This window comes from Microbulbifer maximicatervae (SeqCode) (genome assembly GCF_052467505.1).
In genome coordinates this window covers 4,781,030-4,806,100 of the sequence record NZ_CP174313.1, presented here as the reverse complement: position 1 = coordinate 4,806,100, position 25,071 = coordinate 4,781,030, and the positions used below count along the sequence as shown (strand labels likewise).

The window sequence follows — 25,071 nt, the reverse complement described above, 5'->3', positions numbered from 1 at the left end:
GCCTCGGTTTTTTCTTCTGGGAGATTATTTAAGTTTTAATCCTGCCCCTTTAAATGCCGATCAAAAAATCGCTTGATCATGCTGTATTGGTGGATGCGAGTCTGCTTACCGCGCAAGCTATGCTTCTTGCCTGGATAAGTCATCAGCTCAAATTGTTGGCCGTTGTCCTGCATCTGTTTTATAAGTTTAGTGGTATTGGTAAACAACACATTGTCATCCGCCATGCCATGATAAATCAGCAGATCACCTTGTAAGCCCTTAGCATAGGGAAACACAGAAGATGCCTCATAGGCATCCATATCCTTGGTTGGATTGCCCATATAACGCTCAGTGTAATGGGTATCATACAGCGTCCAGTCCGTAACCGGCGCACCCGATACCCCCGCCTTAAAGTAGTCTCCGGCTTTGAACATACTCATCAGTGCCATGTAACCACCGTAGCTGTGGCCGAAGATACCTACTTTATTTTTATCAACGTAAGGCAGGGTACGCAGGAATTCAACGCCGGTAATTTGATCTTCCACTTCAGGAGATCCCATATTCTTAAAGATAGGATTCTCAAAAGTGGTACCGCGGTTTGCTGAACCACGATTATCTAGGGAAAAAACAATATAACCCTGTTGTGCCATATACTGGTTGAATAGTTTATCCCAGCTATTGGTAACCACCTGAGCGTGTGGACCACCATAGACAAACACCATTACCGGGTAACTTTTCTTCGCATCAAAATTAGCAGGTTTGTACAAGCGGTAGAAAAGCTCCTGGCCATGGGGCGCCTCAATACTGCCAAATTCCGGAGTGATCCATTGATCTTTAAAAGGATAGAGAGGGTGATCACGATTTACAGCGTTCTGCTCAAGCCAGGTAACTCTGGTCCCTGAGCTGCTGTGCAGGCTCACCTGAGGGGGCGTGGTAACGCTGGAAAATTTATCAATATACCCAGAGGCATCCTCAGAAAATTCGATAGAGTGCATGCCACTACGCTGTGAAATTCTCTTAATATCGCTCTCCCCTTGCAGGGATACTTCATAGAGATGCCTCTCGATTGGAGTATCTTTTCGTGCGGTAAAATACAGACGGTTAGCCTGCTCATTAACAGCCTCTAACTCGTCAACCACCCAATCACCCTTAGTCAATTGTGCCTGTAATCTACCGCCAAAATCATATTTATACAGGTGTTTGAAGCCATCCCTCTCCGATGACCAAATAAAAGCATCGCTATCTTCCAAAAAGTGGAGATCATGGCTCAGGTTAACCCAGGTATCGCTGGACTCGGTAAGGAGCGTTCGGGTTTTTCCCGTATTGAGATTGTAAGCACGAAGCTCTAACTTTTGCTGGTCTCGAGATTGCCACTGGAAAGTTAACAGGTGATCACGGGCCCATTTTACTCGGGGAATATAAATATCCTGATTATCTCCCAGGTTGATCCAACGGATATCCCCCGAATCAATATCTATAAGGCCAAGTCGGATTTTTGCGTTCGCACGCCCAGCAGCGGGGTAACGTTGCTGTATCATTTCGATACGATCCGCATAGATTTCGCTACGGGTTACCTGATCAACTGGCGACTCATCAACTTGCAAGAAAGCAATATGCCGATCATCAGGAGACCACCAGTAACCGGTCATCCGGTCCATTTCCTCCTGGGCAACAAACTCAGCCATTCCATTTTTAATATAATCTTTGCCGTCGCTGGTTAGCTGCTTTTCCCTACCGGTTTTCAGATCGACAATATAGATATTTTGGTCGCGAATAAACGAAACAAAGTGCCCCTCGGGAGAAACCTTTACATCGGTTTCAAAGGTTTCCGTTTCAGTCAGTCGACGTGAAGAACGGTCTTTGAGATCGTAATAGTAAATATCGCCGGCCAAAGGGAACAACAGAGACCGACCATCCTCTGACCAGCTGTACTCCATTATTCCACTACCATAAATTCGCTGGCGCTCCCGTCTTGCCTTTTCCTCATCCGAAAGAGTTTCACTACCGCTGTGCAGACTATCGGAATTGACCAAAATTCGGGACTGACCGTCTTTCAGGTTGTACTCCCAAAGATCGTAACGGTTGTAATCTTCAACTCTACCTTTGAGGAAAGTTACGCGCTGCCCATCAGGTGAATATTCCAGCGCTCGGGGAGCGGTACCACTCAGAGCCGGGTCGGAGAATAACCGTTCAATGCTGAGTGACTCTGCAGAACATATTCCTGCAAAAGTACATCCAAGTAATGCAAGCAGTGCTTGTTTCATAGGAAAACTCTTTATATTAAGTATTGTTGGCAATTCACGTACCACTTTGCTAGCAGGGGTATTATTTAGAAAATTCTGATTAATTCCATGTTATCTCCGGCTTCCTTGGGAGCCGGCCTAAATGACATCCAGGTAAGCCATAGCTTCTCTTTGGGACTTGTTCTGATCACCAGAAGTATCTCAAATTTATCGGAAACCCTCTAAAAAATGCAGCTATATTGTGGATAAAGCAAACCGGTGAAGGATTCTACAACGGAACCTTCCGGGACATGCAGTACCTTATAGTTTTGGGTTTGCGCACAAACAATCCTGCTGCAATAGCCCCCCTTTACAAATGTTTACTCTGCTTAACCAACATTTGTGGTTAGCTAATGTCGGACTAAAGCTTTTATCAAAATATGGGGTAACAATAATGAAGGTTCATCTCTTTGCATCTGCAGCTGTGATTTTGATCGCTGCTGGCTGTAGCTCTACACCAGAGATCCCCACCACTGAATCGTTTATCACTGACATCACCGAACTGGGCCATCGTCGCTTTACCTACAAGGCAACCATTGGAGCTGGCCCAAAGGGCCAAGGCGGTAAGCGTGGTGGTCCGGGTGGTGGAGGTCCAGGTGGTGGTGGTCCCGGCGGCGGTGGTAAGGGTAGTGGTGGCCCAGGAGGTGGCGGTCCCGGCGGCGCCAATTCTGGAGATGTGAAGAAAGTTGCCCGGCAGAGAATGGAACTCTTGCTAGCCGAAAGTGGCTTCTGTCCCAATGGCTGGTTCCTGATCGAACAAACTTTTGACCAGAACAGAGCTGAAATTATTGGCGAGTGTCGGGCGGTTGCACGATAAGCTTACGCCTCTCACTTTGGCTCTATGTATTCTGCTCGTATCGCTTTATACATAGCAACTTGCCCAGGGCGCGAAACCCTTTACCCAAACAGCCCCTCAACTGAGGGGCTAACTTCACTAGTCCGTAATTTATCCAGCCTAATATATATGTCTGCTCAACAATGAGTCTGCATGGAACCTTAAGTGCTCCTCAATAAATGAAGCGATGAAATAGTAACTGTGATCGTAACCTGCATGGTGCTCTATCCGAAGAGGATAATCACTGGCTTCAGCAGCTGTTTGCAGGGAATGTGGTCTCAGCTGTTCCTCAAGAAACTCATCCTGTTCCCCCTGAGAAACCAAAATCGGAGTTTTCTCTACAGCGCGCCCCATTAGCACTGTTGCGTCATATGGTTCCCAGCTCTTGGGATCAGCTCCCAAGTAAGTTCCCAGCGCCTTTTCTCCCCAAGGACAAGCAATAGGATTGCAAATTGGACTAAAAGCAGAAATTGATTGATATCGCTTGGGGTTTCGCAGGCCAATTACTAGGGCACCATGGCCGCCCATGGAGTGCCCGCAAATCCCGCGTCGACCATTGGTGGGGAAATGAAGTTCTACCAGGCTTGGAAGTTCATCCACGACATAGTCATACATTTGATAATGCTGCTTCCAAGGTTCTTGAGTCGCGTTCACATAAAAACCAGCCCCCTGCCCCAGATCATAACCCGGGTCATCCGCCACATCGTCTCCTCTGGGGCTGGTATCGGGTATCACTAAGATAATCCCTAACTCTGCAGCGACTCTCTGAGCACCAGCCTTTTGACTGAAGTTTTCATCCGTGCACGTCAAGCCCGAAAGCCAATAAACAACAGGATATTTCCTCTGTGTATTCCCCTCTGCATCCTGTGGTAAAAAAATGGAGAAGACCATAGAACAGTTGAGCGTGCTGGATTTATGTCGGTAACGCTGCTGAAAACCGTCAAAAGATTTAGTACTGCTAACCAATTCAATCGACATTTTAAGTGGTCCTATCAAGCCTGCTGGAAATGAATAACACTGCGAATACTTTTACCTTCATGCATTAAATCGAAGGCATCATTTATTTGCTCAAGGGGCATTGAGTGAGTAATAAAGTCATTCAATTTAAATTCTCCAGCCAGGTAACGCTCTACGAAAGAAGGCAATTCAGAGCGCCCCTTTACACCGCCGAATGCTGATCCCTTCCAAACCCGCCCTGTAACCAACTGGAATGGGCGGGTACTGATTTCCTGTCCGGCACCTGCCACTCCAATAATAATGGATTCCCCCCATCCTTTGTGGCAAGACTCCAAGGCAGCTCTCATCAGGTTAACATTGCCCACACACTCAAAAGAATAATCCACTCCGCCATCGGTAAGCTCTACGATAACCTCTTGAATAGGCTTATCGTAAGCCTTGGGGTTAATACACTCAGTGGCTCCCAACTTCTTCGCCAGCGCAAATTTGTCCTCATTAATATCGACACCAATAATTCGTGAGGCGCCAGCCATCTTGGCTCCGATCACTGCGGATAAACCAATTCCGCCCAAACCAAAAATTGCCACACAGGAGCCCGGCTCAACCTTGGCGGTATTGGTAACGGCTCCCATTCCCGTAGTAACACCACAACCCAGCAGACAAACCTCATTTGAGGGGGCTTCGGGATTAATTTTGGCCACAGATATCTCAGGAAGGACTGTGTACTCAGAAAAAGTAGAGCATCCCATATAATGGAAAATGGGTTTCCCATTCACCGAAAAACGTGTCGAACCGTCAGGCATTAATCCTTTGCCCTGGGTGCTCCTGATTTTTTGGCACAAATTAGTCTTTCCAGAGAGACAAAACTTACATTCGCCACATTCAGGGGTATACAAAGGAATTACATGATCCCCGACAGAGACACTGGTCACCCCCTCACCAACGGATTCAACAACACCCGCACCTTCGTGACCGAGGATTGCCGGGAATACCCCTTCAGGATCATCTCCTGACAAAGTGAACGCATCTGTGTGACAAACGCCGGTGGCGTGTAATTTCACGCGAACTTCACCCCGTTGGGGAGGCATAACATCGACATCCTCAATAACCAAACGCTCCCCAGGCCCCCAAGCTACAGCTGCTTTACAGCGGATTGTCTCTGCACTCATTTTCAATTCTGCCTTTCATCATTCGTTCCAGTGGCGCCCAGCATAGTCCCCTAAGATTATTGGTGCAAAGCCAAGCGCCGCTGCTGAAGTAAAATCAGGAAAAATCTAAAAGCTCACCCTTATAGTAATAATTGGTAGCGCCGAACAATTATTCAAAATAATTCCTTTAATTGATTAACAATTAATAGCTTGTCGCTTCCTCCACTGCAGTGGGGAGCTTCCATGAATGGCTCGAAATGCTTTTGAGAAAGCACTGATATCGGTGTAGCCCAAACTTGCTGATAGTAATCCCACATCAATACTTGAGGCCCGTAGATGCCAGCGAGCAGTCTTCATTCGCGCCCCCTGTACCAACTGCTTAAAGGAGGTTCCCGCTTCATTTAAACGGCGCTGAAGCGTTCTCATTGGCATACCGAGTAAGCGAGAAATTTGCTCCAGGGAGTGCTGCTGGGCCCCGAGAGTTTGAAGGATTAAGACTTGAACCTGTCGGCTGATATCACCCTTGTGCTCTGCCAATAAGCACTTGGAAAACTCCTCAAAATATCTCATAAGACCGCTGCTGGGTTTAGCGAGGGGATAGTTCATCAATGATCCATCAAAAACCAAGCGATCTCGATCTTGCTCAAAACTAGCCTCAATGCCAAAAAAATTTTGGTAACTACTCAGCGGAGATTGGGGCTTATGCCGAAATGAAACAGAGCGGGGAGATACTTTAGAGCCAACCATCTCCTGTATCAGGCGATAGGCAGCGCCTACTGAAAGTTCAGTATACTGTTGCGCGGGAATTGCGTCGGGGAAGTGATTAACTCTCTCTGCAATCAAGCAGTCATCGGTTTGGTAAATTTTCCAGTGGTCCGCCTGGTTGTGTAACACCATATACCGATGAGTTACTGTCAAAGCACTGGATAGATTCTCACTTTCCAGTATCAGCTTACCAAGGACGCCCAGCATACGTAGCCCTTGCTTCCCCGCCAATCGCAAGCCAAAGTCACTACAGGACAAGTCCCGTGAACACAAATTAAGGAGGTCCACCAGCGTTGCAATGGGGATCAAGATATTTGGACGACGTGTACAATCCGCAGGAAGCCCCACTTGCGCTAAAAAATCTGATGACTGACCACCGAGCTGTGGCACCAATAGATTAAACCCAGCCAGCGCACCACTGCGAATTTCATAGATAGGCTTCATGTTTTATAGCTACCATATTGCCAACCTCTCATTTGCACTATCACACAGTGTCTAGGAATAATGAGCATCGGACAATAGCTATATCATATAACATAGCTCTTCAACTAACTGGGACTACCCCTATCCACAAACGCAACTTATTTGAAGGCTAGTGCCTGACTATTGTGGCACTTTCCACTATCTACTCATAAAACTATCGGTTTATACGAGAAAGAACTGCAAGGAAATTTCACATGGAAACTGAAAATCTAACACTATTTTTAGGCTGGGCTTCGATTATAAACATATTGATACTACTGCTATCAACTATTGGACTTGTCTGCCTGAGGAAGTTGATCACCAGGATTCACGCACGAATATTTGAGCTTAATGAACAAGATTTAGGCCGTGCATATTTTCAATATCTAGCACAATACAAAATTGCTATTATCGTCTTCAATATTACACCGTATTTTGCTCTAAAAATTATCAGTTAATTGATAAAAGCGGAAATATTTTGCAAAAAAATAAGAAAGGTAAACTATACCTTTCTTATTTTCATAATTAAGACGGACAAGGGAGTATTTCGGGTCCGCCGGCAGATACCCTTTTCAGAAAATGAAGTTATTTCTGAAATATTTATCAGCCACTCTTTTTCACAAACTTTGTCAGAATAACAATTCTCTGACCCTCGACCCGTCCTTCGATATGCTCAGGATTATCGCTTAAGCTGATACCGCGAACTGCCGTTCCCCGTTTTGCAACCAAACTGCTTCCTTTTACATCCAAGTCTTTGATAATAACTACATTATCTCCAGCTTGTAACTGGGCACCATTACTATCCCGATGAATCACCAACTCACCAGCCTCTGGTATTGCCCCGGCCTCTGCCCAGGCCAGCAAATCGCCATCCAAATACAACATGTCAAACAAGTCTTGGGCCCAGGTCTCGCCAGATAAGCGCTTTAGAATACGCCATGCCAACACTTGAATTGCCGGCTCGGTACTCCACATAGACTCCGACAGACACTGCCAGTGCGCACTTTCCAGCTGTGCAGGATTTTCCAGCTGGTCCCTACAGGTTTGACACAATAATACTGCCGCATCTGGATAGCCCTCTGACTGGGGTACGTCATAAACCGCCAAGCCATTTTCTGCTTTACAGAGCTCGCACTGATTTCCACTGCGTTGTGCCAACTGCTCCTGAGTCACAGCCATAAGTAACCTCAAAAAAAGTAGGGATTATACGACTGATTCTTCCTTCACGCCTCCCAAATAATCACATTTAACGGACATCGGGGTCGACCGTGAACATGATCAAGCTCAGACAGGAAGTAAATAAGACTATCAACAGCCCAGTAGTAGATGGAGCCATTAGGTTGCCGAGGGATTCACAGGCTTCGGACAAGACACTCTAGAGCACTCAAACTTCCAACAGCCGCCAATATAGATTGACGACTGTAAAGAGCATTATGCGTTAAGTCCCACACTCAGTGGTGCGAGGAGACCGCTGCTGCGAACTGCCCACCCTGCTTGCTGGCGATGGCACTGGTAATATCCCCTAAACTGAGAATACCGACCATACGCTTTTCACTATTGAGTACCGGCATTCGCCGTAACAACTGTTGCTCCATTTTGTGGACAGCAGACAGCAGATCATCCTCTTCCCAGCACCATTCAATCCCCTCTGTCATAACATCTCGGGCGGACAAAGAGCTGAGATTACCCCCCTGAACCACACCGCGACATACAATATCTCTATCAGTCACTATTCCTACAAGCCTGTCATTTTCTCCGATCGGCACTGCACCAATATCTTCATCTCGTAAAATTTTTGCCAACTCCTGTAATGGAGTATCCGGGGTGCACCAGGTAGCCCCCTCATGCATTGCGTGTTTAACTTTCATAGGTACCTCAAAGCTCTTTAGACAAATGCCAAAGAGAGTGACGGGTAAAACCCATCACCCTTACCCCCTATAGATCAGTGCACTTCAATCCGCTTTCTTTGCGGGGGATGCCCCTCATGTTTTGGTACCGTGAGCGTGAGAATCCCATCTTTGAAATTTGCATCAATCTCACTTTCGCGAACATCTTCACCAAGATTGAAACTGCGCAAGAACTTGCCGTAACGCCGCTCCTGACGAAGCACGCGGCCATCCTTCTTCTCCTTAACCTCGCGGTGCACCTCAGCTTCAAGGGTCAAAACCCCATTTTCTAGGGTTACACTGATATCGTCCTTACCCACTCCCGGCAGCTCAGCGCTAATTTCATACATATTCTTGCGCTCACTCACATCGATACGCGGAGAAAAAAATCCCTCGCGTTCAGAGCCGATTGCACGGGTCGGTGAGAGCATTTGTTCAAACATATTATCAAGGTCCAATAGGGACCCTCTGGGGATCAGACTCATATCTACAACCTCTTTTTACGCTAAGCCGCAAAAGGCGCCAGAAAACTCAAGAGTCCGTCTTGCGCCTGTTACATCTTGAGTACAGTCTAGGAAATACTGCGACAAACGAAGGGATTAAGTGCCGATAAAAGCCATTACAAATTGAATATGAGAGCTGTCGTATATTTCTTTTGTACATATAAATATTAAAAACTTCCTTTCCAATTGCACCTAAAGAGAATTTCCACCTCCATATCCATCAATAAGCAACCAGGGCTCGTGGCCAATATGGCTATTTACTAGGATTAAATAAGGCAGTTAAACGAGGATATGTTCATGGCCTTAGCATGGGTCCTTGTGGCTAACCAGTCCCAAGCGCGAATTTTTGAAGCCAACAAACGCGCGGGAAATCTCAATGAAATCCAGGCACTTCTCCATCCAGAATCGCGGCTCTCTGGCAGAGACCAAGAGAGTGATGCACCCGGACGCACTTTCGACAGCTATGGTCAAGGAAGGCACTCAGTAGGTAATTCTGCAGGATTACATCGCCGTGAAGGTGAGAATTTTGCCAGAGAAATTGCACATACCCTGGAGAGGGGAAGACAGGAGGGCCAGTACGAAAAACTGTATATTGTTGCAGAACCCTACATGGTTGGCAGCTTGAGGGATGCCTTGAAAACTCCAACCCGCGCAACAATAGCGGGAGAAACAGGAAAAAATCTGGTGGCTTGTGAACCCGAGGAGATCCGGGCTCAGCTTCCTATTTGGCTATAGTGACGTTCGACCAGTAGAGAGGGTCACGAGTGAACCTCTCTACGAACCCCGCTCAAGCCCTGCTTTCCATTAAAAGCTTATCAATCAGGGCATCCTTTTCAGTCCATAACTCATTTACCCACTGATTAAACTCCACCCGAAACTCCTGATCGGTTGCGTAGTCTCTCTCAAAAAACCGGCTCGGCAACTGGACTTTCTCAATGCGAACAATCACTTTCTTTAACTTACCGGAAAGAAAATCTTTAAAAGTAGGTATACCATCAGGGTAAACAATGGTGACATTCAGTAACTGGTTCAGCTGCTCACCCATACAGTGCATTGCAAAAGCAATTCCTCCGGACTTGGGCTTTAGAAGATGTTTGAAAGGCGATTGCTGTCTTTGATGCTTCTCTTTGCTAAACCTTGTTCCTTCAAGGAAGTTCATAATACTGGTGGGTATTAGCTTAAATTTTTCACAAGATTTTTTCGTCGCTTCAAGATCCTTACCGCGCATCTCTGGATGTTTTTTCAAAAATTCTTTGCTGTAACGCTTCATAAATGGAAAGTCGAGTGCCCACCAGCACATTCCAATCACAGGAACTTTGATCAACTCTTGCTTCACAAAAAATTTCAGGAATGGAATTCTTCGATTAAAAATCGACTGCATAATAAAGATATCAACCCAGCTTTGATGGTTCGCTGTGACCAGATACCATCCATGTTTATCGAGATGCTCTATCCCCTGTACATCCACCTGGGTTCTTTGGGTCAGCTTCATCCATCCTTTATTTAGGGTTATCCACATTTCTGCCCAAGAAATAAAAAAACCCATGAAAATTTTTTGCAGAAAGGCAAAAGGGAGAATAAATCTAAAAACTGAAAACAAGAGTATGGGGGCTGCACAAACCAATGTGCTAACGGCCAGCAACACCGAAGATATGACCAACAGCAAAAACGAAGGGAGAAAGTTAAACATCTAAAGGCTCTTTTAATTTTCCGGGCTTACAGGTCAGGCTCTCACGCCATATTCACAGGTTACCCGTTTCTTTTTTAATATCTTGAAATCCACTTATCACAAACTAAGCGGACTCTGCTCTCATCAGTGTATTTACATAATCCGGGCTAAAGGCTGCCTATCGCAATCAACATGGCTGTGTATATTTATGGCTCAAGGGAAACTGCTCCACAGCAATAAATTCATGCGCCGAGCGCCTAGGCTTTAGCCGCGCCAGAGGCAATATCAAACCGCAGCAACTCTGGGAGAGTAACACGCATTTCAACCCCATATTTATTGACTGAATAGTCTGAATCTATCGGCGATACATCAGCGCAAACTGCACGGATAAAACCAGTGACAGCAGCCCAGTGAGCGGCCTCATTTTTTCAGCATGCCCTGGATATGAAAAGGCGCCATTGTACCCTTTCTATAATCATGGATTAGCAACTTTTATCTTCCCACGCCGCAAAGGCACGATAGTGACTGGAGCAGCGTTGCACCCTGCTAAACTTGAGGCTCCAGGTCGTAGAATTGCGCCGGGAGAATAGAATGGGAATTACAGGTAATAAGCAACACTTCCACCGCAAGCAATGGCTCAGCGTACAGCAAGCCGTTGACCACCTGAGTGCATTGTCTGAAGAGCCACTAACCAGTGCACATCTTGCAGACCTGGCCGATGAGCAGCTTCTTAACCTGTACTGGTACCGTCCAGGCCAAAAACTGTCTTTGGAAGATCACAAGGGGACCCGTGAACTGGTAGAGCCTGTCAGGCTCTGTTACGAAAATCCCAGTGACTGGCACGCCATCGTGGATATTTTGCGGAATAATCCAGCGCTGCCCGCCTACGAACATGACACTCCGCTTCTGGAAGATGCCGACGGAAACCGGCTGCGAATCACCTTCGACTATCACCAGCGGCCAGAACCGTTTAGCAGCCGCTGGTACCCTACCTATGCGGAGTTAGTACTCAAGCGCAACGATTTGGAACAACTGGAACCCCACCTGTTTACCAGCCAGGCGGTTGAGACGGGGTTTGAGCGTGAGACCCTATTGAATGTTATCTGGCAGCTGGAACAACTAGCCCTTGGGGATGAAGAGCACTCCACCAGCTGGCTGGCAGACCAATTGGCACAGCGTTCTTCCTCCCTGGACCGGCTATCTTGTGAGCGCATCCTTCAGGCGGCCGAGCGCGAAAGCTCTCCTGGGCGATCGATATAGCGCGGCATTTCCTACTAACACCTTTGACTCCTTTCCCATACTCAGGAACTCCCCATTGGTGGTAGAGCCCAAAGGCTGTACCCTAGTGGCACTTAGCAAATCTAAGTGTGACGTACTACCAATAGGAGAGAGAAGTGCAGGCCAAAAACAGCTCCTCCAGCTACGGCTGGGTAGCCATCGCCCTCCATTGGATAATGGCCCCTGCGATCATAGGGACTTTTATTCTCGGTTGGTGGATGCGCCAGCTATCCTACTACGACCCCTGGTATCAGCGAGCCCCTGAAATTCACAAAGGGGTCGGCATCATCCTGCTTGTGTTTCTACTCTTCAGGCTGGCTTGGCGCTTTGCCAACCCATCTCCGGCGAGCAACCCCCAAACACCCAACTGGCAGAAATTTGCCGCCACCGCCACACATGGGCTGATTTACCTGTTACTACTGGCAATCATGGTTTCCGGCTATCTGATTTCTACCGCCGATGGCCGTCCTATCGATGTCTTCGGCATAGTGAGTATCCCTGCAACCTTACAAGGGATTCCTAATCAGGAAGACATTGCGGGATCTATCCACGAAATCCTTGCCTGGGGCCTGATTGGACTCGTAGCAGCACATGTCTTGGCAGCCCTCAAGCATCACTTTATTGACCGTGACGGCACACTGCGCAGAATCCTTGGCATCCGTGTAAAGGGTTCTACAGACGATCACTCACACGTACAAACAACACTCTCAACCACCAAATAAGGAAAAAATGACATGAAGAAGCTCTCTGTATTTCTTATTGCAGCTCTGATGGGGACTGTAGCTCAAGCAGCGGAATACAAAATCGACACCAAAGGGGCTCACGCTTTTGTGCAGTTTCGTATCAAGCACCTTGGATACAGCTGGCTGTACGGCCGTTTCGATGACTTCAACGGCTCCTTCTTTTACGATGAAAAGCAACCAGAAAAATCTTCTATCAATGTCGACATCGATGTAACTAGCCTCAACAGCAATCACGCTGAGCGAGACAAGCACCTGCGCAGTGATGACTTCCTCGATACCGCAAAATTCCCCACTGCTACTTTCAAGAGCACTAGCTTTGAACCTTTGGAAGACGGCAAAGCCCGTCTAAATGGCGAACTGACCCTGCGCGGTATCACTAAGCCAATCACAATTGACGTTACCAATATCGGTGGCGGTAAAGACCCTTGGGGCGGCTACCGCCAGGGCTTCAGTGGAACCACTGAGTTCGAGCTGAAAGAATTCGGTATCAAATCCCTAGGCCCAGCCTCGCAGAAAGTTGAGATGATCCTGGATATCGAAGGTATCCGTATCTAACAACAAAAAAGTACACCCCCTGAGCCCGGAAATTCCTCCGGGCTCCCCCCTAACTGCGCTTCGCAACACTCCAATAAACAACGCAAGCAGCAGCTGCAGCCAATAGCCAGTCGACGCCTGCCATCAACCCTCTCGGTAAGAAAAAAGCTAGCATTGTGATGACAATACATGTCCCCAATAAAGTCAGCAGTGCTCGCGGGTTCCAGCCACAGAAATAGTAATAACGCCCATCACTTTCGCTGTAATACAACTGCCCTACATCCATCTGGCGCTTCTCTATTAAGTAGTAGTGAGACAATATGACACCGTAGGCAGGCGCCAGAAAAACCCCCATCCAGTTTACGAACGCCACTAAACCGATTTGTTTGATAACAGCGGGCCACAAAGCACTAATCAGAAAGGCCAGAAACAGCGTTATCAATGCCGCCCTGCGAAACCCCAGGTACTTTGGCAGAAGATTTGAAATATCGTTAACTGGAGCCACAAAGTTCGCCACCACATTGATGCCCGCCGTTGCTGTAAAAAAAACAACCGCGGCGATCAATGACAGTTCCAGATTCCCAAGCTTCTGCACGATATCAGTGGGATTTGCCAGGTTCTGGTGGAAAACTGACTGGGCGGCAATAGCGGTAAACAAAACAATTATCGCAAAGCCAGTCATATTTATAGTGATTCCCAGCCAATTTCCCCTTCGCATAACAGACACGTTCTTACAGAAGCGAGCAAAATCTCCATAACTTAGGATTATCGGCGCATAGAGAGCCAACATAGTACCTGTGACTTTGATGAGTTGGGCCAAGCCATCGTCCCAGGATGCTATAGACCGATCAAAGAAAGTAGCAACTGCAAATGAAAACTGTCCGTCACTGCGAACCACTAGCATCCACAATAACGCGAGCATCACTCCATAGACACAGGGCGCAGCCAGGTTGATAAACCAACGGATCGTATTGATACCTTTGAAAAATAGAAGAGCCTGCAATAAGGAGACAAGTACGAGGGAGGCCCAATCGATCCGGTCCATTGCCAGCCACTGCCCTCCGACAGCTTGTGGCCACCACTCTCTCAGTAATAAAGACATGGCATGGGCAGCAAACCAAGTCTGCGCACCGTACCAAAATATTGCCACGCTCCCCCGAAGCAACGCAGGGACGTTAGCACCTCGGATCCCCATACTCGCCCTGGCCAATACGGGAAACGGTATACCGTATTTAACACTCGGTTCACCGATTAAATTTAACAGGATGATAATTAAAATTGCTGCAATAGCGATCCCAGCGAGAACCAGCCAAGCATTCGTATTGGGACCGAGGAATAGAGTTGCCGCCAGGGTATAGCCAGCGAGACTTTGTGCGGCGTTGGCCCAAAGGTTAAAAATCGTCAGAGTGCCCCAGCGTTTTGCTTCGGGCTTCACTACCGCTAAATTTTCATTCTTTAGCTGCAAAGTGCCACCTAAGTGCATCTGATAAATAGCGCGCCAAAGCAGCTACTTCAAATCAACCTTTTCAACAATGACATACAAGCCGTCAAAAGTGCCAAATTTAACGGTTAATAATATATATTCTCTTTTACAATTGAGACTTATTTTCAATAACAGCAAAAGTGGTAACCATTTACTAAATTAGCAGTAATGCCGCTAGCACCGACGTACAACTATGAAATATATTGTGTAGTCATCGATTAAAGTAGATGCGATCGACAAAGATACAAGCAAGTATCCATTAAACTAGTGTACAGCCGTGTATTTGGAGAACATTAACCAAGTCACAAGTAAAAGTACGAAAAGGTCTTTAAGATTTTTGACGGCGGCACAACTTTTCAGCGAAAATGGAAGCAATTACTGACAATTATTGCACTCCCCTAGAGACAGTTATCAAGGGAGCGCAAAAATAGAACAATTTCCAAAAATCGTAGTGACTAAATCATTCAGAACTGGGGCAATTCTCTCCGAGACAAGCAGTGGGATAGCGGCGCAGAACAGCGCCCATCACAACAAGTAGTGTCTCAGCTCGGGGAAATGATCGCCACAAATGGAAAGCCAAGGCTCCGTTCTGCTGAGGTACTCGCAGGACAATCACAGCAGGCCCCCACCAGTATGATTGAACTTTGTCGCAATCAGGCCACAACTTGAGTTGGCCACGACAGAAGGGTAGGAATATGGCTTGCTTACAGCATCCAGATAGGGAACAACCAGTTTACTTAATGGCACACCACACCATTGGGCGCCGGCAGGGTGCAGTAGACACAAGAATCACAAGTGCTGAGATATCGGGCATCCATGCCGCAGTGCAGTGGACCGGTACACATTGGAATATCCGCGATCTGAGTCGCAATGGCACCTGGCTAAATGGCCAGCAGCTGGTGCCAGCTAAGAGTTACCCACTTCAAACTGGCGACAAGATCGCATTTGGACGAGCCAACAATCCAGCCTGGATTGTTGAGAACCTCGACGGTCCAGAGAATTTGCTGATCGATATCCAATCCGGCGAAGCTCAGCAGCTGGAGCAGTTTCACCTGCTGCCCAATGAAAATGAGCCCCTTGCCAGCTTGCAGTACAGCCCCCTCACCGGGCAGTGGCTATACGAGTTTACCGGTGCATCCGCTGACGATGGCGATAAAATCCTGGTCAATCATGGCGATCGTATAGATTGTGGACTTAATAGCTGGCAGCTTTTCCTGGCGGACAACCAAGGGGCAACGAAAGAGTTGTCACTGCAGCAGCTGTCTATTGTCGACTTTGAGCTGAAGTTCTCTGTGAGCTCCCACGAAGAGCACGTGCAGTTACAACTTCAGCGTGAAGGCATGAAGCAGTCCCTACCCGCAAGAATTCATAACTATCTATTACTGTATCTCGCCCGTGCCCGCTACAAGGATATGCAGAGCGGTATAGATACAGACTCTCAGGGTTGGGTTTCTATTCAAGTGGCCACTCATGAGCTAGGTATTACGGTCAACCACCTAAACACCCAGATTTTCCGTGCTCGTAAACAAATCTCCGAGTCACTACCTGACGCAGTAGATACTTCTAGCTTAGTAGAGCGTCGCTCCTGGGAAATCCGTATAGGTTGTCCACAATTCGAAATATTTAAAGGTAACCAACTTGAGGCAAAAGCAGAGTTGGAAGTAGTATAATTTCGCCTTCAGCGAAGGGGCTTAAGGCTAAGCCTCCTATTTACCTATTCAGTCATTACTTGCCAGGGGGGGCGGAACTGAATCACTCACCCCTTGGCAAGATTTACAATGTCATCGCAACCACCTTCTTATATCGGGCACTACAAGATCATCGGCCAGATTGGAGCTGGAGGAATGGGGGTTGTATATCTCGCCAAAGATGAGCGGCTCAACCGACAGGTCGCCATAAAGCGACTGCTCAATAATCCCGGCAATGAGTTTGCTTCACAGCGAATTCGCCAGGAAGCATTATTGCTCGCTCAGCTTAACCACAACCATATTGTACAAATTTACGATGTTGTGGAGGAGCAGGACGATGTTGCCCTCGTTATGGAGTATGTTGATGGCCGCCCGCTCACCTATTGGGCACGGGAATTCAACCCCAATCTTCGCCAAAAAATACAACTGCTCAAGCAAATCACTGTAGGGTTGGCCCGCGCACATGCCGCCGGCATTATTCACCGCGACCTAAAAGCTGACAACATCCTTATTGATAGTAATAATATCGCTAAAATCGCGGACTTTGGCATTGCTCGAAGTTGGCAGGATACAATAGCGCTCACTCGAGAGCAGCATATCGCCGGTAGCTGGTACGCAATGTCCCCCGAGCAAGCCCTCGGCGAAAAATTGGATTTCCGCTGTGATTTATTTGCGCTAGGGATGCTAGCCTATCACTTGCTATGTGGCCAACCGCCGTTTGGCAAGCACGGAAGTCCATATATTATCATCGATCGGATTATCAACAATCCGCATCCCCCTGCAGGGGTCATTAATACAGGTCTTCCTACAGCACTATGCAAACTGCTAGATAAATTACTAGCCAAACGCCCTGACAAGCGTCCCGTCAGTGCTGCTGCTGTAGCCGGCGACCTAGATGTGATACTAGGTCAACTAACATCGGCCCAACAAGATACCACTGAACGCGAAATCACGATCACGACCGAAGATTTTCATGTACAGCGCCGACGTAAAAACAAAAGCCACAAATTCCTAGCCGGAATACTCTTGGCAGCCGGAACAATACTATTTGGCTTAGCCACCGCAGTTTTCCCACGGTTTTTCCAGCCGAGCAGCAAAGAGCCCCCGGCAAAATATATTGCGATTATTGAGCCAGACTTATCCAGTCTACATAACCGCGAGGAAAGGTTACTGGCCAGCAATCTCCTCAGCTCTATCAAGCAGGGGCTGTCCGATCAAGCAGCTTTACTGCTAGTCCCCTATTCGGAGTCACAACAGCTAAAAGACAAGCCCCTGCGTGAACAGGCGAAAGCGCTCAACGCACAACTACTACTGCAATTCGCCTTGAGCTGTGAAGCGACTCTGTGCGAAGCTTCATTCGCTTTAATAGAAACCGAAGATTTCGTCGAGACCTCCAACCGTAGCACCATGCTGGACCTAGATGCTCCCCTGGAGAGCCGTGCACGCATTTTTCAGCAAATGCAATACCTGCTACCCAACTATCCTATAGAAAACCAAGGAGCCCAGTTCACCTTAAGTCCAGCAGATTACCAACTTTATCTCGAGATATTTGAGCAGCGCAATAATGAAGCAGATGTTGCCAGTGCAATTACCAAGATAGAAAAGTTGCTAGAGAAGAACCCCTATTTCCCCCCTTACTATGAGTTGTTGGCAGATCTGCTAGTCACCCACCTCTATCACTCACGGAAAGTCAAAATACGGGGCAGGCTCAATGAGCTCCTCAAAAACATACCCGCAAAGATTTCCAACTCTCCATCTGTATTGGCTACCAAGATACGTATTGCCATTTATCTGGGAGATACTGAACGCACAGAGACCTTACTCGCAAAGTTAAAATTGCAATCGCCCGACCAAGCGCTCTACTACTTTCTGCGCGCGAAAGCTTACCAGCGGGGGGGGGATTACAAACGTGCTTTGGATGTCATTAACCATGCACTCGATATTCGTATCAGTCCCATTTATCTTCACCAAAAGGCATCAACCCTGATTTTAATGGGGCAAATGGAGAATGCCAAACTCCAACTTCTACACGCTATCCGCCTCAACAATCAATATAATGATGCTATTTCTCTACTCGCAACTATTGAGTTGGGCTCAGGCCACCCAAAGGAGTCTATCCGATTCCTTAGTGAGCTGGGCCTAAAACAGCTGGGAGATTGGGATACTTTCAATCTCTGCCTATCCTACTATATCGAAAAGCAGTTCGAGGACACCAAAAGCTGCCTCTATCATATCGCTGAACGCGTCCCAAACGCCCCTCATGTATATCTAATGCTCGCAGAAATTGCTCGCCTAGAAAATAGGCAAGCGAAATCATTGGAGCTTGCCCGACACGCTCTGAACCTGACACAGAATCAACAAGATTCGCTTGGCCTATTACTCCGGGCAAAGGCTTACTCAGAGCTGGGCCAGGCAGAACAAGCCATTGAAACACTATTGAAGATTGACGACACAGCCCCTAGCAATGGCTTGTTTGTAAATTACATCCATGCTCAGGTTTATATGGCAAGTGGTGAGATGCTCTCCGCCAAAGCCTACATACGAAAGACCTTGGAGCTAGGCGCAGCCCCAGTGTGGTTCACTACCGTTGGCTTTCAGTCTATTTGTACCATCGCCAGTTTTGATGATTTGCGTTCCAGTTATCCAGCGTTATGCACTGACAGAATTGGCACTTAAGTCACCAAAAGCAAATCAAACAGAATGGAATAACGTGAACCATTTCCCTTTACAAGGCGACAGATCCCTTCACGAAATTGTACTATCAGGTAAAATCCCCCATCCATCCGAGAAGAACTCAATACAATGGACGTAGTTGCGTTGGAAAAAACTGAGGAATATCAAGGCCGTTACAGGGTTGAGCGCACCCTGGGTGCTGGTGGTATGGGGGTTGTTTACTTAGCCGAAGATATCAAGCTTCGGCGAAAGGTAGCTATTAAGCGCCTCCGCTCTGACTTAAGTGGAAATTCTGCAGAGGCCCGTTTTCGCAGCGAAGCCGAACTTCTAGCCAGGTTGAACCATCCAAATATTGTGCGGCTTTATGACGTACTGGAGGAAACTAACGGGATCGCCCTTGTTATGGAGCTGGTTGAGGGTGTCACTCTTAAAGAATGGCTTCGCGAAAATAGCCCTACCCTGGCAGTAAAGCTCGACTTGTTGATGCAAATATGTCAGGGGCTAAGTAAAGCTCACTCCCTAGGTATTATTCATAGAGATCTTAAGCTCGAAAATATCCTTGTCACTAATGATGGCGTAGCAAAAATCACCGACTTTGGCATCGCCAAGGCGCTGGATTGTGACCAACAACTGACCAGAGAAGATCATATCGCTGGCAGCATACAGGCGATGTCCCCAGAGCAGGTTCAAGGTGCCCCTCTGGATGCTCGAAGTGACTTATTTAGCTTGGGCAGTATTGCCTACGAACTGCTTTGCAACAACAAGCCCTTTGAACGTGGAGACTTAAATGCGCTGGCATTTGCCCAACAAATTTGTAGCGCACCCCATATTCCTCCACAAACCTACTGGCCAGAAATACCTAAGCCACTTGTAGCACTACTCGATAGACTCTTAAGTAAGCGCCCCGAGCAACGCCCAGACTCTGCCCAGCAAGTTTTCGAAGCTCTTTCTTTAGTCCGCCATCATGGCATTGATGCTGACACCCAACAATACTCTGAAACAGTAACACAGTTGCTTATCAAACCGCGCAAGAAATATAACCGTCTGACTAAATGGTTAGCCGGCTTTGCTGTTCTAGCTACAGTTGTAACATGGGGCTGGAAAACTTACTCTAAGCTGCCCCCCAAATATATTGCAGTACTTCCTGTCGAATTTAGCGGAAAAACAACCGATCAAAACACGGACACTCTAGTCACCGCTATGGTACGCCAAGCTCTTATGAGCACCCCAAGCCACCTAAAGTCAAGCGCCTTAGTAAGCTATAACCCCCGAAAACAAGCCAGCCTAGATGACCAATTACAACGGCTGAAGGAAAAGGGGATTACTGATGCTTTAGCGGCACGTTTAGAGTGCATGCAATTGCGTTGCAACATTGAAATACAAGTTATTAACCCGTTAGACAAACAAGTCAAAAAGCAAATTTCTTTTATATTTCTTACAGGTCAACAGAGACAAGAGTCCCAATATTCAATACGGAATAGCGCCATAGATCTATTTCCAAGCAAATACCATAAAGAGTCGGTCGCCGATGTTAGAATGGCGCCTGAAGACTATACTCGGTATCTTTCTACAATTACGAAATTTGCGAGTACCGCTACCGAACCAGAAGATTTAGAAATAACAAAAGAGTTGATTGGCAAATATCCAAAAAACTCAAACCTATACTCCCTATATGCGAAAATAGCCACTAAACAATATTTGGCTAGCAACGATACCAGCCTACTTACATCGGCTCTTGGGATATTAGCCAGTGCAGAATCTACTGGGGCCGACAAAACTGCTCTTCTTGAAGCCCAACTTTATATTAAGTCCACAGGCATAGATAGAGCGGGATTTGAAGCGATATTAAATAAACTTCAGGCTAAAGGATACCCCTCTGCACACATACTTGCTCAATATGCCCGATTCTACTATTCCCAAGAAAATTATAAGCAAGGCCTCTATTATGCAGAGCAAGCCTCAACTCTAAACCCCTCCGCACTGAACTTATACTTGGTTGCAATAAACCAATTTCAAATCGCAAACTATGACGAAGCAAGAAAAACTTTAGGTATCCTTCTAGAAAAGCATCCAGATTTCTGGTCGGCTCATGCTGTTATTGGGGTAATTGAATTAGAACAAGGAAACCTGGAAATCGCCCAAAAGGCTTTCATTGCAATTCCAGAACAATTCCGAAGCTTAAGCGCCGAAGCCAATTTAGGGGTAGTTTATTTTCTGCAAGGGAAATATCAGGAAGCATTAGACAAATATAAAAAAGTGCTATCTATATCGCCGCAGAACTTAACTACGATATATCAAACTGCAGAAACCTATCAAATGCTGGGAAATAACCAGCTCGCAATAAATGAGTATGAAAAGATATTAAAGCTAACCTCAAATATTAAGGATGGAGATCAAAGCCTCAGAAAGTATCGAATCCGAGCAATAGCCCTGGCGAACCTTAACCAGCATGCTGAATCAATAGTAATACTTAACAAGCTGCTTAAAATGAACCAAGATGACACCGATATCACCTACAGTGCGGCCCTTATCTATGCCCTTTCCGAGGAATGGCGATCAGCAAGTTACTATATAGAAGAGCTAATTGAGCTAGGAATGGGGGCAGAGTGGTTTGCCTTACCGGCATTTAAAAAACTCTGCACCCAACCCCAAACCTCACAAAAAGTTATGTCGGCTATTTGCGACTAAAGCGGCTCATTAACCGGAAATGGGTCAACCTGCGCCTCTGGATCCCCAGAGACAAAGTGCGCACCGGTTTCCGCATCCACGCACATCCATAGGAAAGAGAAGTTATCGGGGATATCCTCTCTATCCCTAATTTTGATAATCAGTTTAGTGAATTCACCATCCACTTCTTTAGCGCGAGCACGGAACTGGTGACGAAAATCCGGGCTCAGGGCAATAAGACCATCTAACTTATGGTTCTGGCGATAGCGAACAAATTCCAACTCACGACCCGGTACTTGTGATAAATCCAGAGTCACCTCCAGAGTCAATACTGCACGCTTATGGATTTTGAAGTGCATATTGCCGAAGTGCTCTTCAGGGTTAACCGCATTAAACAGCGGCCAGTACTGAGGCTTACCATCTTCTTGCTCTTTAGGCTGAAGAACCAAATCCAGTTTTAACCCTTCTTTAGGCACCTTTACGTCAAGTACAGGTAGGTCAGCACAATTGACCATATTTCCATCCCTCTCTAAAAATTTGTTATATGGTATCACCAAAGGACATTTTATCTTGTTGTAAACTACGTCCTTGACCGCGTTATCATAACCGGTCTCAACTTTAAAAAAGCCAGTAGAACTGAAGTTACTGACCCGAAGCATCGACAGTTACAACAACACTATCATGAGCAAACTTCAGCATCCGTCCCCGGACAAGCATATCCAGTTGAATCGACCAAGGCTCTGCACCTGTCGATTCCAGCTTGACCGTTCAGCTTGCGCTGAATCCCTTTACTCTCTAACGCGCACAGGGCGATAGGAGAATTAAATCCATCCGAAATTTTATTGTGGGAGCTGCCCTTCCATGGCGAGGTAACTGTTCCCACAGCCACCTGTACTCCCTCAACTGGACGTCAATGTACAGACTTAAGGATTACAGGTCGATCACACCTCATTACAGGAACCACACACCAAATAATTAAAATAGACACACGGAGTCGTCGTACGCCAAAAATAACATTTGATAAACGCTTAATTTAAGCAGAACCAAGAGTGGAAGGATTATTCCTTTTCCACTATGGCGACACCGAGACCAGAATCAGGGCATATTTTTTAAAATAAATATTAAACTATTCTTGGAGCTTGTTGAAATCAATCGATGACCCCTTTCGCCAATTCAATCCAATTTGAATTGCGTCTCAGAACTTTATTGGGTGCTACACGGCAGGCTTGAAGACTGGAAAATATTGTATGGGTAATCGCTCTCAAAATGGAGTCCAAATTAAAAAAAAGCCGGCAGTAATAAAACTGCCGGCCCGAAATGATGGTCCCAACCATCGACGGTTACAACAACACTATCAAGAGCAAAATTTGGCATCCATGCCCGGACAAGCTCATCCAAGAGAATCGACTAAGACTCTACACCTGTCGATTCCAGCTTGACCGTTCAGCTTGCGCTGAATCCCTTTATTTCATCGCGCCACCTAAGGCTGCGAGGAAATTAAATCCTGTTTAAATGTTGTGGGGGCTGCCTTTCCATGGCCGGCAACCAATACCACAGCCACCTACCCCCTCAACTGGAAGCTACTGTACAGATTTCCAAATTACAGATCGATCACGCCAAAACACAGCAAATTACACACTAATTGCCCGCCAAGTGTTTTATGCGCCGCACAGGACTGTTAGAGTCGTCATATAACAAAAAGCATCACGTAGTGAGGACACAATGGAAGCGAACCTAGAAGATGTAAAAATTCTCTCTCCCCGCCGCAACAGCACCGAGGCAAAAAATATTGATGAACTGGCAAAAGAGCAATTGCAGCACTTTTGTATTGATAGTGAGTCAGCACATGGAAAACTGTTAGAACAGACCGCAACCCTGCTCTACCAGGCACAGGGCAATCTAAGCCAGCTGTGGAGCCAGGTAACGGACACACTCCAACGCTTAGACAAGTCTGACAAGATTGCCTATTTCAATGCCAAGCGATTTATGAGTTTCCAGCTGGCTAAATTATTGGACACCTTACAAAACCCATTGCGAGCTAGCTTTCAAAGCCTACAGGGGGACGACTTTAATATCACCACACGGGGTGGTTATCCCCTGTTCGATAATATTCCCGCTATTTTTTCTGCAACCCCGGTAATTGCCCGCACGGCAACTTACATTTATGCCTGCACCGAGTGGGTGGACGATGCTTTCCGTGGGCGCGAACCGAGCCACGATATTTATTCACGTTTACTCAACCCCACTTCCATTTCCCTGGCCAATGCTATTGTGGATTTGGAATGCGGACCTGAAGCCAGTGAGTATATGGCCTGGAATTTTAATTCCGGTATGGCTGCAATCGATGCACTCCTGTCAAATCAATTGCGCCACGGGGATATTTTAATTGTTTCCAGGAATATCTATGGCGGCACTCACCAGCTGTTACAGGATTTCTACGCCCGCAAAGATAAACTGTCTATCAATCTGGCCTGGTTTGATGGCACTACCGGTGAAGAGTTCGAAAAGCTACTGGCTGATACCCAGCATGCATACGCAGACGCAATCAGTGCCGGAGCAAAAATACACGTCTATATTGAGTCTCCATGCAATCCCCACGGGATCATGCTGGATGTACCGGCTATTTGTAAAACCGCTCACCGGGAAAATATCCTGGTAAGCCTGGATGCCACCCTGGCAACCCCTTTCCTATATCAGCCACTACGCCGCAAAGATAGGGAAGAGAGACCGGATTTTGTTGTTCACTCCTACACCAAGGATATCGGTGGCACCGGTGCCGCTACTGCCGGTGTGGTTATCGGCGAAAACCACCGCATGTTTATCCCAAAAGGCGACAGCGCAAAAGGCCTTAATTGGGATCAGTGCATGTTCTGGGATGTTTATTACATCAAGGGGGCTTTCCTGGATGCAGATAAGGCCTGGGAAGTGCATTGCGGTATGCGCACCCTGGAAATGCGCATGCTCACCAAGTGCATTAATACTTTGAGCCTCAGCCATTTCTTCGCCAGTCACAGCAAGATTCGTGTCAACAGCCATGCAGTGGAAACCCATCCCAATTCCGGGCTGCGAGAGTCACTGATGCGCTACCAGTTCCCCACACCATTATTCAGCATTGATATGGAAGCTGCGCAAATTCCCACCGAGGCCTTTAAAAGTTTCTTTGACGCGCTGGAGCCCGCTTTCGGGCAGATGGTGAGCTTGGGCCAGACAAATACCATGGTGCTCTGCCCTGCCCTGACATCTCACTCAGAGCTATCACCTGAAGCGATGGAAGCGGCGGGTATATTCCCAACCACCATCCGAATTTCTGTTGGGGATGAAAATATGGCGCAGATGGCCGCTCATGTGATCAACTGCGCGCGCCTGCATCTCGATCCAGTTAGCCCTGGTTTTAGCGAGGGCTTTATCGCTCCAGAAGAAGCCGACAAACTCTTCAGCCGCTTTTATCTCGAGTCGCACCAGAAAGTGATAGAGACACAGCCAAAAATTGTGGACTATCTCTAACCATCCAAAACAAAT

The 25,071-nt window shown here is 47.0% G+C and carries 20 protein-coding genes; 10 read left to right on the top strand and 10 right to left on the bottom strand.

The features are described from left to right. Window positions 1-35: 35 nt before the first annotated feature. Window positions 36-2,243, bottom strand: coding sequence for a S9 family peptidase (locus ACJJIN_RS21115; RefSeq protein ID WP_444896080.1), 2,208 nt, complete (start codon window positions 2,241-2,243; stop codon window positions 36-38). A gap of 412 nt (window positions 2,244-2,655) precedes the next feature. On the opposite strand from ACJJIN_RS21115, the gene ACJJIN_RS21110 reads away from it, so the two are divergent. After that, window positions 2,656-3,078, top strand: a complete 423-nt coding sequence (locus tag ACJJIN_RS21110) for a hypothetical protein (protein ID WP_444896079.1) — start codon at window positions 2,656-2,658, stop codon at window positions 3,076-3,078. A 138-nt stretch (window positions 3,079-3,216) separates the two neighbouring features. Here the strand turns inward: ACJJIN_RS21110 and fghA are convergent, their stop codons facing one another. The 3 genes from fghA to ACJJIN_RS21095 form a co-directional block, all read right to left on the bottom strand. Beyond that, window positions 3,217-4,074 (bottom strand): S-formylglutathione hydrolase, encoded by an 858-nt coding sequence (gene fghA / locus ACJJIN_RS21105; protein ID WP_444896078.1) that lies wholly within the window; start codon window positions 4,072-4,074, stop codon window positions 3,217-3,219. A 14-nt stretch (window positions 4,075-4,088) separates the two neighbouring features. Continuing rightward, window positions 4,089-5,222: an S-(hydroxymethyl)glutathione dehydrogenase/class III alcohol dehydrogenase gene (locus ACJJIN_RS21100; protein ID WP_444896077.1), complete on the bottom strand. Its 1,134-nt coding sequence runs from the start codon at window positions 5,220-5,222 to the stop codon at window positions 4,089-4,091. A 174-nt stretch (window positions 5,223-5,396) separates the two neighbouring features. Next, entirely contained in the window at window positions 5,397-6,410 is a 1,014-nt protein-coding gene (locus ACJJIN_RS21095; RefSeq protein WP_413663343.1) for an AraC family transcriptional regulator, read from the bottom strand. A 233-nt stretch (window positions 6,411-6,643) separates the two neighbouring features. Here ACJJIN_RS21095 and ACJJIN_RS21090 point away from each other — a divergent pair, with 233 nt between their 5' ends. Beyond that, window positions 6,644-6,886, top strand: a complete 243-nt coding sequence (locus ACJJIN_RS21090; protein ID WP_444896076.1) for a DUF6868 family protein — start codon at window positions 6,644-6,646, stop codon at window positions 6,884-6,886. Window positions 6,887-7,031: 145 nt separating this feature from the next. On the opposite strand, the gene ACJJIN_RS21085 is transcribed toward ACJJIN_RS21090, so the two are convergent. The 3 genes from ACJJIN_RS21085 to ACJJIN_RS21075 all read right to left on the bottom strand — a co-directional run bounded on the left by ACJJIN_RS21085 (window position 7,032) and on the right by ACJJIN_RS21075 (window position 8,799). Further along, on the bottom strand, window positions 7,032-7,607 hold the full coding sequence (locus ACJJIN_RS21085) for a PhnA domain-containing protein (protein WP_282931227.1): 576 nt from the start codon (window positions 7,605-7,607) through the stop codon (window positions 7,032-7,034). A 272-nt stretch (window positions 7,608-7,879) separates the two neighbouring features. Next, entirely contained in the window at window positions 7,880-8,296 is a 417-nt protein-coding gene (locus tag ACJJIN_RS21080) for a CBS domain-containing protein (protein ID WP_108734525.1), read from the bottom strand. A 74-nt stretch (window positions 8,297-8,370) separates the two neighbouring features. Further along, window positions 8,371-8,799: an Hsp20/alpha crystallin family protein gene (locus ACJJIN_RS21075; RefSeq protein WP_282931225.1), complete on the bottom strand. Its 429-nt coding sequence runs from the start codon at window positions 8,797-8,799 to the stop codon at window positions 8,371-8,373. 315 nt (window positions 8,800-9,114) lie between these two features. Between ACJJIN_RS21075 and ACJJIN_RS21070 the strand changes: the two genes are divergently transcribed. Next, complete coding sequence (locus tag ACJJIN_RS21070) at window positions 9,115-9,552, top strand: host attachment protein (RefSeq protein ID WP_413663346.1); 438 nt, start codon at window positions 9,115-9,117, stop codon at window positions 9,550-9,552. Window positions 9,553-9,604: 52 nt separating this feature from the next. On the opposite strand, the gene yihG is transcribed toward ACJJIN_RS21070, so the two are convergent. Next, complete coding sequence (gene yihG / locus ACJJIN_RS21065; protein WP_444896075.1) at window positions 9,605-10,507, bottom strand: 1-acylglycerol-3-phosphate O-acyltransferase, YihG family; 903 nt, start codon at window positions 10,505-10,507, stop codon at window positions 9,605-9,607. Window positions 10,508-11,077: 570 nt separating this feature from the next. Between yihG and ACJJIN_RS21060 the strand changes: the two genes are divergently transcribed. The 3 genes from ACJJIN_RS21060 (at window position 11,078) to ACJJIN_RS21050 (ending at window position 13,062) form a co-directional block, all read left to right on the top strand. Further along, the gene (locus ACJJIN_RS21060; RefSeq protein ID WP_444896074.1) at window positions 11,078-11,746 is read left to right on the top strand and encodes a hypothetical protein; all 669 of its coding nucleotides are present in this window, start codon (window positions 11,078-11,080) and stop codon (window positions 11,744-11,746) included. 134 nt (window positions 11,747-11,880) lie between these two features. Beyond that, complete coding sequence (locus tag ACJJIN_RS21055; protein WP_444896073.1) at window positions 11,881-12,486, top strand: cytochrome b; 606 nt, start codon at window positions 11,881-11,883, stop codon at window positions 12,484-12,486. Between the two features lie 12 nt (window positions 12,487-12,498). Then, window positions 12,499-13,062 carry a YceI family protein gene (locus ACJJIN_RS21050; RefSeq protein WP_108734532.1) on the top strand — a complete coding sequence of 188 codons (564 nt, stop codon included), beginning with the start codon at window positions 12,499-12,501 and terminating at the stop codon, window positions 13,060-13,062. A gap of 49 nt (window positions 13,063-13,111) precedes the next feature. Here ACJJIN_RS21050 and ACJJIN_RS21045 read toward each other — a convergent pair whose 3' ends face one another. Beyond that, window positions 13,112-14,506: a cytosine permease gene (locus tag ACJJIN_RS21045; RefSeq protein WP_444896072.1), complete on the bottom strand. Its 1,395-nt coding sequence runs from the start codon at window positions 14,504-14,506 to the stop codon at window positions 13,112-13,114. Between the two features lie 713 nt (window positions 14,507-15,219). On the opposite strand from ACJJIN_RS21045, the gene ACJJIN_RS21040 reads away from it, so the two are divergent. The 3 genes from ACJJIN_RS21040 to ACJJIN_RS21030 all read left to right on the top strand — a co-directional run bounded on the left by ACJJIN_RS21040 (window position 15,220) and on the right by ACJJIN_RS21030 (window position 21,573). After that, the gene (locus tag ACJJIN_RS21040) at window positions 15,220-16,194 is read left to right on the top strand and encodes an FHA domain-containing protein (RefSeq protein WP_444896071.1); all 975 of its coding nucleotides are present in this window, start codon (window positions 15,220-15,222) and stop codon (window positions 16,192-16,194) included. A 108-nt stretch (window positions 16,195-16,302) separates the two neighbouring features. Beyond that, the gene (locus ACJJIN_RS21035) at window positions 16,303-18,888 is read left to right on the top strand and encodes a protein kinase domain-containing protein (RefSeq protein ID WP_444896070.1); all 2,586 of its coding nucleotides are present in this window, start codon (window positions 16,303-16,305) and stop codon (window positions 18,886-18,888) included. Between the two features lie 126 nt (window positions 18,889-19,014). Then, window positions 19,015-21,573 carry a protein kinase domain-containing protein gene (locus ACJJIN_RS21030; protein ID WP_444896069.1) on the top strand — a complete coding sequence of 853 codons (2,559 nt, stop codon included), beginning with the start codon at window positions 19,015-19,017 and terminating at the stop codon, window positions 21,571-21,573. Here the strand turns inward: ACJJIN_RS21030 and ACJJIN_RS21025 are convergent. Continuing rightward, window positions 21,570-22,067, bottom strand: coding sequence for a hypothetical protein (locus tag ACJJIN_RS21025; protein WP_444896068.1), 498 nt, complete (start codon window positions 22,065-22,067; stop codon window positions 21,570-21,572). The genes ACJJIN_RS21030 and ACJJIN_RS21025 overlap by 4 nt on opposite strands. A gap of 1,207 nt (window positions 22,068-23,274) precedes the next feature. On the opposite strand from ACJJIN_RS21025, the gene ACJJIN_RS21020 reads away from it, so the two are divergent. Continuing rightward, window positions 23,275-25,056, top strand: coding sequence for a trans-sulfuration enzyme family protein (locus ACJJIN_RS21020; protein WP_444896067.1), 1,782 nt, complete (start codon window positions 23,275-23,277; stop codon window positions 25,054-25,056). Window positions 25,057-25,071 lie beyond the last annotated feature (15 nt).

Bases quoted from the DNA above. Each gene is read 5' to 3' on its own strand.
- ACJJIN_RS21040 (WP_444896071.1), top strand. From the start codon at position 15,220: ATGGCTTGCTTACAGCATCCAGATAGGGAACAACCAGTTTACTTAATG.
- ACJJIN_RS21080 (WP_108734525.1), bottom strand. From the start codon at position 8,296: ATGAAAGTTAAACACGCAATGCATGAGGGGGCTACCTGGTGCACCCCG.
- ACJJIN_RS21095 (WP_413663343.1), bottom strand. From the start codon at position 6,410: ATGAAGCCTATCTATGAAATTCGCAGTGGTGCGCTGGCTGGGTTTAAT.
- ACJJIN_RS21090 (WP_444896076.1), top strand. From the start codon at position 6,644: ATGGAAACTGAAAATCTAACACTATTTTTAGGCTGGGCTTCGATTATA.
- ACJJIN_RS21100 (WP_444896077.1), bottom strand. From the start codon at position 5,222: ATGAGTGCAGAGACAATCCGCTGTAAAGCAGCTGTAGCTTGGGGGCCT.
- ACJJIN_RS21115 (WP_444896080.1), bottom strand. From the start codon at position 2,243: ATGAAACAAGCACTGCTTGCATTACTTGGATGTACTTTTGCAGGAATA.
- ACJJIN_RS21070 (WP_413663346.1), top strand. From the start codon at position 9,115: ATGGCCTTAGCATGGGTCCTTGTGGCTAACCAGTCCCAAGCGCGAATT.
- ACJJIN_RS21020 (WP_444896067.1), top strand. From the start codon at position 23,275: ATGGAAGCGAACCTAGAAGATGTAAAAATTCTCTCTCCCCGCCGCAAC.
- fghA (WP_444896078.1), bottom strand. From the start codon at position 4,074: ATGTCGATTGAATTGGTTAGCAGTACTAAATCTTTTGACGGTTTTCAG.
- ACJJIN_RS21085 (WP_282931227.1), bottom strand. From the start codon at position 7,607: ATGGCTGTGACTCAGGAGCAGTTGGCACAACGCAGTGGAAATCAGTGC.
- ACJJIN_RS21060 (WP_444896074.1), top strand. From the start codon at position 11,078: ATGGGAATTACAGGTAATAAGCAACACTTCCACCGCAAGCAATGGCTC.
- ACJJIN_RS21025 (WP_444896068.1), bottom strand. From the start codon at position 22,067: ATGGTCAATTGTGCTGACCTACCTGTACTTGACGTAAAGGTGCCTAAA.
- ACJJIN_RS21050 (WP_108734532.1), top strand. From the start codon at position 12,499: ATGAAGAAGCTCTCTGTATTTCTTATTGCAGCTCTGATGGGGACTGTA.
- ACJJIN_RS21110 (WP_444896079.1), top strand. From the start codon at position 2,656: ATGAAGGTTCATCTCTTTGCATCTGCAGCTGTGATTTTGATCGCTGCT.
- yihG (WP_444896075.1), bottom strand. From the start codon at position 10,507: ATGTTTAACTTTCTCCCTTCGTTTTTGCTGTTGGTCATATCTTCGGTG.
- ACJJIN_RS21035 (WP_444896070.1), top strand. From the start codon at position 16,303: ATGTCATCGCAACCACCTTCTTATATCGGGCACTACAAGATCATCGGC.
- ACJJIN_RS21075 (WP_282931225.1), bottom strand. From the start codon at position 8,799: ATGAGTCTGATCCCCAGAGGGTCCCTATTGGACCTTGATAATATGTTT.
- ACJJIN_RS21030 (WP_444896069.1), top strand. From the start codon at position 19,015: ATGGACGTAGTTGCGTTGGAAAAAACTGAGGAATATCAAGGCCGTTAC.